The sequence below is a fragment of the Pedobacter sp. 05L430 genome (assembly GCF_056397585.1).
Genome location: NZ_JBFTNT010000155.1, coordinates 1 through 9365, shown reverse-complemented (window position 1 = coordinate 9365; position 9365 = coordinate 1). Strand labels below are relative to the sequence as shown.

The window sequence follows — 9365 nt, the reverse complement described above, 5'->3', positions numbered from 1 at the left end:
GTTCAGGGCAGTCGAATATGTCATTTACCTTAAGCGCGGCTAAAACAGGGAAAGTAGAACTAGCTCAAATTAAAGCAAATAAGGTAAGGTTATTTAAGTTCAATCAGTACGTGGAAACAAATGATGCCCCATGGAATGCCAAAACGCTGAAGCAAGTTAATGCACTTAAATACTTTTCAGGAAGCTGGACGCCAACCACTTCAGAAACAGCTGCAGACTTTTCTGCAGTAGGATACTATTTCGGTAAAAAAGTAGCAGAAGAATCAGGCGTGCCCATTGGTTTAATACAACTTGCCGTTGGTGGTTCAACTATAGAATCCTGGATCGACAGGTACACTATGGAACACGATGAGCAACTTGTTGATGTGCTTACAGACTGGCGAAAATCTGATTTTATACAGGAGTGGGCCAGAGGTCGTGCCGATGTTAATCTTAAAGAAGCATCAAATCCTAAACAGCGTCATCCATACGAACCTGTATATAACTACGAAGCAGGTATAGCCAAGTTAACTCAATTCCCTATAAAGGGTGTAATATGGTATCAGGGAGAAAGCAATGCCCAAAATGTAGATTTATATAAACATACATTTCCTGTATTAGTGCATAGCTGGCGCAAAAAGTGGGGCTACGATTTTCCCTTTTATTACGTGCAACTTTCAAGTATAGATCGCCCGTCATGGCCTTATTTCAGAGATGCTCAGCGTAAGTTATTAAAGGACATACCTAATAGTGGTATGGCTGTAAGTTCCGATGTTGGCGATTCTTTAGATGTTCATCCAAATATGAAAATGGAAGTTGGGCAACGACTAGCACTTTTAGCCCTTAAAAACACTTATCACAAGCCTATAACTGCTAATGGCCCTGGCATATCAAACCATAAACAAGAAAAGAACAATATCATACTTTCATTTACAGAAGCTAAAAAACTCTCTACGCGAAACGGAGAACCCTTAATCGGTTWTCAATTCACAAACCTAAAAGGATATCGCATTACTGCAAAAGCCACTATAATTAATAATAAGGTGATTTTAAAGATTCCACACGGTGAAACCATAAAAGAAGTGCTATATGCATGGGAGCCCTTCACCCGGGCCAACCTGGTTAATGAGGCAGGTTTGCCGGCTTCAACTTTTTCAATTCCATTAAATTAAAATATTTCAAAATGAGTTATACTGTACAAGATTTACAGAACCTTAAAACATTCTATCATAATCAGTTATTAAACGATACGGTTCCCTTCTGGTTTCCCAGATCTATAGATACCGAATACGGTGGTTATCTGTTAATGCGCGATCAGGATGGTAGCTTGATTGATGATGATAAAGCCGTTTGGATACAGGGTAGGGCAGCCTGGTTACTTTCAACCTTATACAATACAGTAGAACAAAAACAGGAATGGTTAGATGGGGCTAAATCAGGGATAGATTTTTTAAATAATCATTGTTTTGATACCGATGGGCAAATGTTTTTTCATGTAACGCGCGATGGGCAGCCTATTCGTAAACGCCGTTATTATTTTTCCGAAACCTTTGCGGTAATTGCCAATGCAGCCTATGCTAAAGCTAGCGGCGATGAAGCTGCTGCGGCCAAAGCCAGGTATTTATTTGGTAAATGCATTGAGTATTCAACTACACCAGGTTTATTGCCTGCAAAGTTTGCCGGCACAAGACCAACAAAAGGAATTGGTGTTCCAATGATTATGATGAACACTGCGCAGCAATTACGCGAAACTATTGGAGATCCGCGCTGTAATGAGTGGATCGATATATGGATCAAAGAAATTGAAACCTTTTTTGTTAAAGATGATATTCAGTGCGTTATGGAACAGGTAGCGCCTGACGGTAGCATAGTTGATCATATTGATGGAAGAACCTTAAATCCAGGTCACGCAATTGAAGGCGCATGGTTCATACTACACGAGGCTAAATACAGAAATAACGATCCGCATTTAATAAAGCTAGGTTGTAAAATGCTCGATTATATGTGGGAACGTGGATGGGATAAGGAGCACGGGGGCATTTTATATTTCAGGGATGTATACAACAAACCTGTTCAGGAATACTGGCAGGACATGAAATTTTGGTGGCCTCATAATGAAGTGATCATTGCTACATTGCTGGCATATACCATAACCGGCGATGAGAAATATGCAAAATGGCATAAAATGGTTAACGATTATGCCTATCAGCATTTCCATGATCCTAAAAATGGCGAATGGTTTGGGTATTTACACCGCGATGGTAGCTTAGCCCAAACAGCTAAAGGAAACTTATTTAAAGGCCCATTTCATTTACCCAGACAGGAATGGTATTGTCTATCTTTATTAAACGAACACTTAAAATCATAAACCAATATGATTAAAACATTGCTAATATTTTTGCTGGCTTTAAACATCAATGCAGTTGCACAAACAGCTGAAAAACCTTTAAATGAGAAGCCAGCATTAATTCCAATGCCTCAGCAAATTGAATGGAAAAAGGAGTGGATTGCACTTAAAAATTATAAAGGAATAGTTGTTGAAAGTKCTTCTTTACAAAAAGAAGCAGAGCTATTACAGCGGCAACTGAAGGAACTTGGCCTGATAATTCCAATTAAAAAAAGTGCTGCCCCAAATAAACCCAGTATTGTTTTGGAATTGGGAAAGGTTAGCACACTAGATTCTAGCTCAGAAGAAGCATATAAACTCAACATCACTGCCAGTGCAATAACAATCACCGGCGCAGGTAAGGCAGGTTTATTTTATGGCCTGCAAACATTAAAGCAGCTAATTGATAGTGGCAAAAATGTAAAGGCATGCAACATTACAGACTGGCCTTCTTTTTCGTGGCGGGGCTATATGATTGATGCAGGCAGGAATTATCAACCTATGGATTTGCTTAAGCAGCAAATTGATGTTATTGCAGCATATAAGCTCAATATATTTCATTTTCATTTTACAGAAGATATTGCATGGAGGTTAGAAAGCAAGCTATATCCACAGCTAACTGCTCCCGAAACCATGCTTCGCAATAAAGGCAAGTTCTATACTCAAAAAGACCTTAAGGAATTGATTAGTTACTGCAAAGCGCGTCATATTACAGTAGTTCCCGAAATAGATATGCCGGGGCACAGCGCGGCATTTAAAAGAGCCATGAAAACAGATATGCAAAGCGATAGCGGGCTGGTTATTGTAAAGAACATCTTAAAGGAATTTTGCGATACTTTTGATGTTCCCTACCTGCACATCGGAGCAGATGAAGTAAAGATCACCAATAAAAATTTTCTGCCAGAAGTGATTTCCTTAGTTGAAAAACAGGGAAAAAAGGTAATAGGCTGGGAGCCGGGGGGTGAGTTTACAGAAAGCACCATCAGGCAGTTATGGATAGAAGACGCTACAAAGGTTAGCGCCAATCCTAAGGTAAAATATATAGACTCGCGCCATTTATACATTAATCACATGGATCCTCTGGAAAGTGTGGYGTCTATATTTAAGGGGAAAATTGCCAATCTGGACAAAGGGAATGATGCAGCTTTGGGTGGCACCCTTTGCGTATGGCCAGACCGACGGGTAAACAAACCCGAAGATGTATTTATGCAAACATCCGTATATCCTGCGGTGCTGGCTTTTGCCGAAAGGAGTTGGCGTGGGGGCGGACAGCCAGATTGGTTAACCTATGTAGGTTTAGATGGTTCCAAAGAAGTTAATGTATTCAAAGAATTTGAGCATCGTTTAATAAAGCATAAAAATCGCTACTTCTCAAAAATGCCGTTTCCATATCAACCACAGGCACATTTGAAATGGAAATTCTACGGGCCTTTCAGTAATCAGGGTGATCTTACCAAACAATTCTATCCTGAAGAGACAAATGATATTGATACCAGCAAAGCAGCATTAACTGCTTTTGGTGGTACTTTTATTCTAAGGCACTGGTGGGGTCCTCTAGTGAAAGGACTTCTAGAGAAGCCCGAAGAAAACACTACCTGGTATGCTACCACTAAAATTTGGAGTGATAAAGATCAATTACAGAACTTCTGGATTGGTTTTAACAACATCTCCAGGTCTTACGCGTCAGACTCACCCAATGAGGGAACCTGGGACAACAGAAAAAGCCAGGTATTGGTAAATGGTAAACTCATTCCACCACCACAATGGAAGCAGGCAGGAGCAAAAGGCAATCTGGAATTGCCTCTTATCGATGAAGGATATGAATACCGCGAACCAACAAAAGTTCATTTAAAAAAAGGCTGGAATACCATCCTAGTTAAATTACCTGTAGGCTCTTTTAAAGGGAAAGATTGGCAAAATCCGGAAAAATGGATGTTTACAGTTGTACCTTGGCTTTAAATTTGATAGTCTCAGCAGTATTACATAAAAGGTGATTCTCTGTATGATTAAAAACTACAAACTTCTATTATATCTATCCCTGATTTTTTTTAGTTCTTGTTCTTCTGTTTATATGCCAAATGTGCCCAATACACCAATGTTAAGCCAAAAAGGAGAGTTTAGCGGTGGCGGTCACATCTCTTTTCGAGGCAATGCAAGTTTAAATGGTGCGTATGCAGTTTCAGATCATTTTGGTGTACTATTTAGCGGGGCATATATGAACAGTGAAAAGCACAGCAAAGATTTTAAACACAAATTAGTAGAAGTTGGTGGTGGATATTTTAACACCTTTGGCCCCGAAAATAACAGGATTCTAGAAATATATGCCGGTTATGGTGGTGGAAAAACAAACAGAGCTTTCAGAACATTTGATGATAATGACATATTAACAAATACTGATCTCGAAGAAATCACCTACAACAAAACATTTATACAGGTAAATTACAGTTCTAAGAAAAGCAATAATCTGCGCTTATTCGGTACCGATTTTCCTATAAATTACGGAACAGCATTACGTATCAGCAGTGTACAAATGAAAACATTTATGCGCAATTCAATAGGCCAGGTCAGAGAAGGCAATACTTTTTTAGAGCCAATTTTCTTTACCAGAATGCGTTTGAGTGATGCCGTACAATTGCAGTATACATCAAGCGGTAACTTTGGACTCAACAGCCGTAAGTTTATGAGCGCCGGTAATTCGATATTTACCATTGGCGCTGTTATAAATGTTGGCGGTAAAAAGTCCAAAGAATAGCTATTGCTCTTTTTTCTTTAACGTCGAAAGATATTCAAGCAAATCAGAGAATTCTTGTTTTGTCATGCTTTCATGCAGTCCATCGGGCATCATTGAACCTGGAACCTCTTTTATGGAACTCACATTAGCTGATTTTAATTTCTGACTAGCTCCACCAGGGTACTTCAATTGAATATCAGATTCGGTTCTGCTAGATACAATACCAACAAGACTAGAACCATCTTTCATGTCCAGTTGAGAAGTTTCATAACCAAAACTCACACCTGCAGATGGCCTTACAATAGCATCAAAAAGACCCTCTTTTGGTAGCTTAGCGCCAATTTCAGACAAGTTTGGCCCAAAATCTAATCCTTGTCCATTCGCTTTGTGACATATGAAACACGCTTTGTTAAAAACAGCTTTTCCCTTTAATGCATTTCCTTTAAAAGCAATGATCTCATTAAAACTAACCATTGTTCCTTTTTTTGCTTCATCAGCATTAGAACCCGGTAAATAGGTTTTTGCTTCGTCATACAATCCTTTAACACCAGATCCACTTACACCTTTTACCGCAAACGGAATTAAATCTGCAGGCAATGCCTTTGTTTTTAGCATTTCCAAGACTTTAGTTTCTCCAATCCGGCTTTTGCCCAACATTTCAACAGCTTTTTGGCGCATCGATTTATCATTAGATGTGCTTGCTACCGCACCAGAAAGTATAGCTATAGATTCTTTATTCCCAACAGCACCAAGTGCTTCAAAAATAGGTGTGATTTTATTAACGTCTTTATTTCTAATTACATCTTTAATACGCTCAGTATCTTTAAATTCAATTAAAAGTCTTGCCGCATCAACACCAACAGAATTATTTCCATTGGCAATTACCATCTCTAATAATTTAGCACCTTCCGTTTTAATTTGATATCTCGCTATCAAATTAACATATTCTGAGGTTCCCGATTTTGAATCGAGTAATTTCTTTAAGGCATTTAATGATGAAGGGGAATTTGCTACCTCTTTAGCATCCATTAAGCTAAGTATAATGGAAGACGTTGGCAGATTGGTGTTTTTATCAAGCATCGACAGTAAAGTCTTAGTTTTTTCAGGTGCAGCAATAAAGTCAAACGCACGGAAATACCTGAGTCTTTTATCTAAAGGGGTACTTTGATCGGAAGCTAATTTTTCAAGAAAGGGTAGGGCTAATGCCGTTCTCGATCGCCAGATGATATCTTTTCCTCCTGCGCTCGATAATGGATCTTTTGTTTCTTTTAAATATGCTGCTAAATAAGTATCCCATTGCTTATCTGCACCAATACCTAAGGCTTCCAGATACCACCTATCCGTTCCGTTGTGTTTCGTTGCCAGCTTAGCCCATAGTTCAGCTGCTTCGGCTGCCTTGTTATGTCTAAGGGTTATCGCACACTCCCTTAAAACCTCCGCATTGGTTTCATTGACCAATTGCCTTACATAATCAATTGGATTTAATTTCGTTTGTCTAACGGCTCTTAAAGCAGTAATACGGATGTCTGGGTTTTTATCATTAATGGCCTCGTCTAAATATTTCTTTGAATCAGATGATTTAGATAAAATCCATAATGCCCTGGCCCTCATCCGCTGATTGGCTGTTGAGTGCCATAATTTATTTAGTGCCGGGATGGCTTTTCTATCCATTGCAACCAAGGCCAGATAAGCATGTCTGCGGACTGCTAAATTCGGATTCTGTAACGCCTCAATGGCGCCTTTAGGCGTGTCGAAATTAAATTTAGGAACAACATACTTTGATGCCAGGGCCGAAGGAGCAACCCTATAAATGCGTCCGCGTTCAAGGTCACCAACTCTGTGGCCGCCAACTCCAGGATCATACCAGTCGGCAACTATTAATGAGCCATCAGGAGCGATACAAACATCTGCGGGCCTAAACCACTGATCTTTGTCATTACTTAATATATTAATGATCTCTGCTGAATAACCAGCTCCGTTTTTCTTTACGGGATATGATCTTACAACATTATGTCCGGGTTCCGAATGAATCATTTGGTTATGAAACTGAGTTGGTAATAATGAACCTTCGTAAATTAGTATTCCAGTAGGAGATCCTGAGCCTGTTTGCAAAAGGTTTGGAACCACACCTGGGTCATTTAAGTGCCAGTGACGTAGCGGAATAGAGTCTTCCATATTAATACGTTCTGAAGGCCAATATGCGCCCGTCATTTCATCCTTAAAACCAAAATTACCATGCTCCATTACATAGTTTATCCGAACACCTTTATTGCCATCATCGTCATTATCACTTTGCCACACCGTGCCGTAACTATCAACTGCAACCTCAAAAGGATTTCTAAAATTGTGTCCAATAACCTCCACGTTAGATCCATCCGGGTCGCATCTAAATACCATGCCTTCTTTATATTTTTTAGGACCAATTTCGTCACCATCCTGGTCAAGCACTGTCTTGTTGTTTTTATCCTTTAGCGTTTGCCCCATATTTCCAAAATTGAAATATAGCTTTCCATCCGGACCAAAAGTAAAAGTATGGATGCCATGATCATGCTGCTCGCCGCCAATTCCCTGAAACAGGATTTCTTTGCGATCTGCCTTATCATCACCATCATCATCATAAAAAACCCACACATAAGGGCTTTGCGAAACAATAACCCTGTTCCCCAGTACACATATACCTAATGGTGCATTAATTTCAGCACCCTGATAAAAAGTTTTGCTTGTTTCCAGATGCCCGTCGCCATCCTTATCCTCTAATATTAAGATCCTGTCGCCTTCTGGTTTGGGCTTATTATTGTTGATCTCAAACCTGTAATTATAGGCTTCAGTAACCCAAACCCGACCTTTTTCATCTACATCAATATTAGTTGGGTTTATTAATGTAGGCTCAGTTGCCATGGTTTGAACATGCAAGCCTGGAAATGTACGCAGTCCGGCCAGACTATTGCCGGGCAGGTGTTTTGCTGATTCTGTTAAAGGAGAATCAATTTGCACCTTTAATCCTGATCTCTGCTCACTAACAGCAGGAGTACATGTTTTTAAAAGCAATACAGGTTGAAATAGAACAAAAATAATCTTGGTAGCGAACAGTGAGGTTCTGGTAAAATTAATGGCCATTCTTTTACGGTTTAAAGCGATTTATTTTTCAAATATGAATTAACTTATTTAGATAGATCGCAGCATATTTGGTAAGCGAATTTATAAAAAAGATCTAATAAAGCAATCGATTGCTTTAATTTTATTTAGATAGCAGAATAGTGAAGATTTTAATAATAGAGGTAGGTAAGAAATGAATACTAAAGAAAAAAAGGCTGTATCATATTATGATACAGCCTTTTTTTCTTTGCAACRTCATCTCGATGCTAGGAGAGATCTCTTGGTTATTCCAATTTGCTTTGCAGCTATTTGATCAAGAGATCTCTCTCTTCGTTCGAGATGAAGATCGCTTTAAAAATTATCGCTTTAAATAGGCTTCACGGTTATCGATTTTAAAAGAGGTCTGTCTTTTACATCTTCACGAGCAGCCTTAACCACTATATAAACATCATGGAATTTACCATCTGTTACAGGGCTTATAGATACACCTGTCGAAGCAGAGCCTTGTTTTCCAATTACTTCACCATCTTTACCGCCCAATCTGATCTCAACACTGTAATCAGCATCTGCGTTAGCCAATCCAAAATTAAACGCGGCAACATTAGTCAAGTCGATACCTTTTAACTTAACCCAGCCAGTTTTTTCAGGGAATATCAACGATTGAACTCCATCAGCATCTTTGCGTCCGAAATCTGATATATCCTTAATATCATTAGCATATATAACATTGCTTCTTAAATTAATCACTTTAGTATTCGCTAAAGGTTTCAAACCGGCAGCACCTAAATCAGAGTAAGTCGCTTTAAGATTTAAAACAGATTTATCTTTATTGGTTTCTGTCGGAGGAACGATCTTACCTGTTGCAGGTAAAGAAGGACCAGTTGTCGACTTAGCGCTTAAAGTCAAAATCCATTCTGCAATTTCCTTAACATCAGAAGCCTTCATGGTAGGGTGGGCAGGCATTGGAACTTCGCCCCAAACACCTTTACTACCATTAATTACTTTAGAAGTAAGGTAATCTGCCGCTTTGGTTTTTGTCTGATATTTAGAAGACACCGCAGTAAATGCCGGGCAAATTGATTTTGTAGAGATTTTATGGCAGGTACTGCAATCTGCTTTTAGCTTTATTGCCTTACCAAGACGCGACTGTGCAGCCTGCTGATGGCCTAATTT

6 protein-coding genes are annotated in these 9365 nt (G+C 39.2%); 4 read left to right on the top strand and 2 right to left on the bottom strand.

Translation table 11 applies throughout. From position 1 onward, the window contains the following. The 4 genes from AC1DG9_RS17655 to AC1DG9_RS17640 form a co-directional block, all read left to right on the top strand. The coding region (locus AC1DG9_RS17655; RefSeq protein WP_477634972.1) for a sialate O-acetylesterase at positions 1–1151 on the top strand (1151 nt) is incomplete at its 5' end. Between the two features lie 11 nt (positions 1152–1162). Next, the gene (locus AC1DG9_RS17650; RefSeq protein ID WP_172663011.1) at positions 1163–2347 is read left to right on the top strand and encodes an AGE family epimerase/isomerase; all 1185 of its coding nucleotides are present in this window, start codon (positions 1163–1165) and stop codon (positions 2345–2347) included. Between the two features lie 6 nt (positions 2348–2353). Continuing rightward, positions 2354–4324: a family 20 glycosylhydrolase gene (locus AC1DG9_RS17645; protein ID WP_477634971.1), complete on the top strand. Its 1971-nt coding sequence runs from the start codon at positions 2354–2356 to the stop codon at positions 4322–4324. A 136-nt stretch (positions 4325–4460) separates the two neighbouring features. Continuing rightward, positions 4461–5117 (top strand): hypothetical protein, encoded by a 657-nt coding sequence (locus AC1DG9_RS17640; RefSeq protein WP_246269708.1) that lies wholly within the window; start codon positions 4461–4463, stop codon positions 5115–5117. Here AC1DG9_RS17640 and AC1DG9_RS17635 read toward each other — a convergent pair whose 3' ends face one another. Both AC1DG9_RS17635 and AC1DG9_RS17630 read right to left on the bottom strand, forming a co-directional pair. Beyond that, the gene (locus AC1DG9_RS17635; protein ID WP_288879374.1) at positions 5118–8213 is read right to left on the bottom strand and encodes a PVC-type heme-binding CxxCH protein; all 3096 of its coding nucleotides are present in this window, start codon (positions 8211–8213) and stop codon (positions 5118–5120) included. Between the two features lie 345 nt (positions 8214–8558). After that, on the bottom strand, positions 8559–9365 hold an 807-nt coding region (locus AC1DG9_RS17630; protein WP_477634970.1), incomplete at its 5' end, for a c-type cytochrome.

What these genes read in the sequence shown, in the direction of transcription:
- AC1DG9_RS17650 (WP_172663011.1), top strand. Translation starts at nt 1,163, where the DNA reads ATGAGTTATACTGTACAAGATTTACAGAACCTTAAAACATTCTATCAT.
- AC1DG9_RS17640 (WP_246269708.1), top strand. Translation starts at nt 4,461, where the DNA reads ATGTTAAGCCAAAAAGGAGAGTTTAGCGGTGGCGGTCACATCTCTTTT.
- AC1DG9_RS17635 (WP_288879374.1), bottom strand. Translation starts at nt 8,213, where the DNA reads ATGGCCATTAATTTTACCAGAACCTCACTGTTCGCTACCAAGATTATT.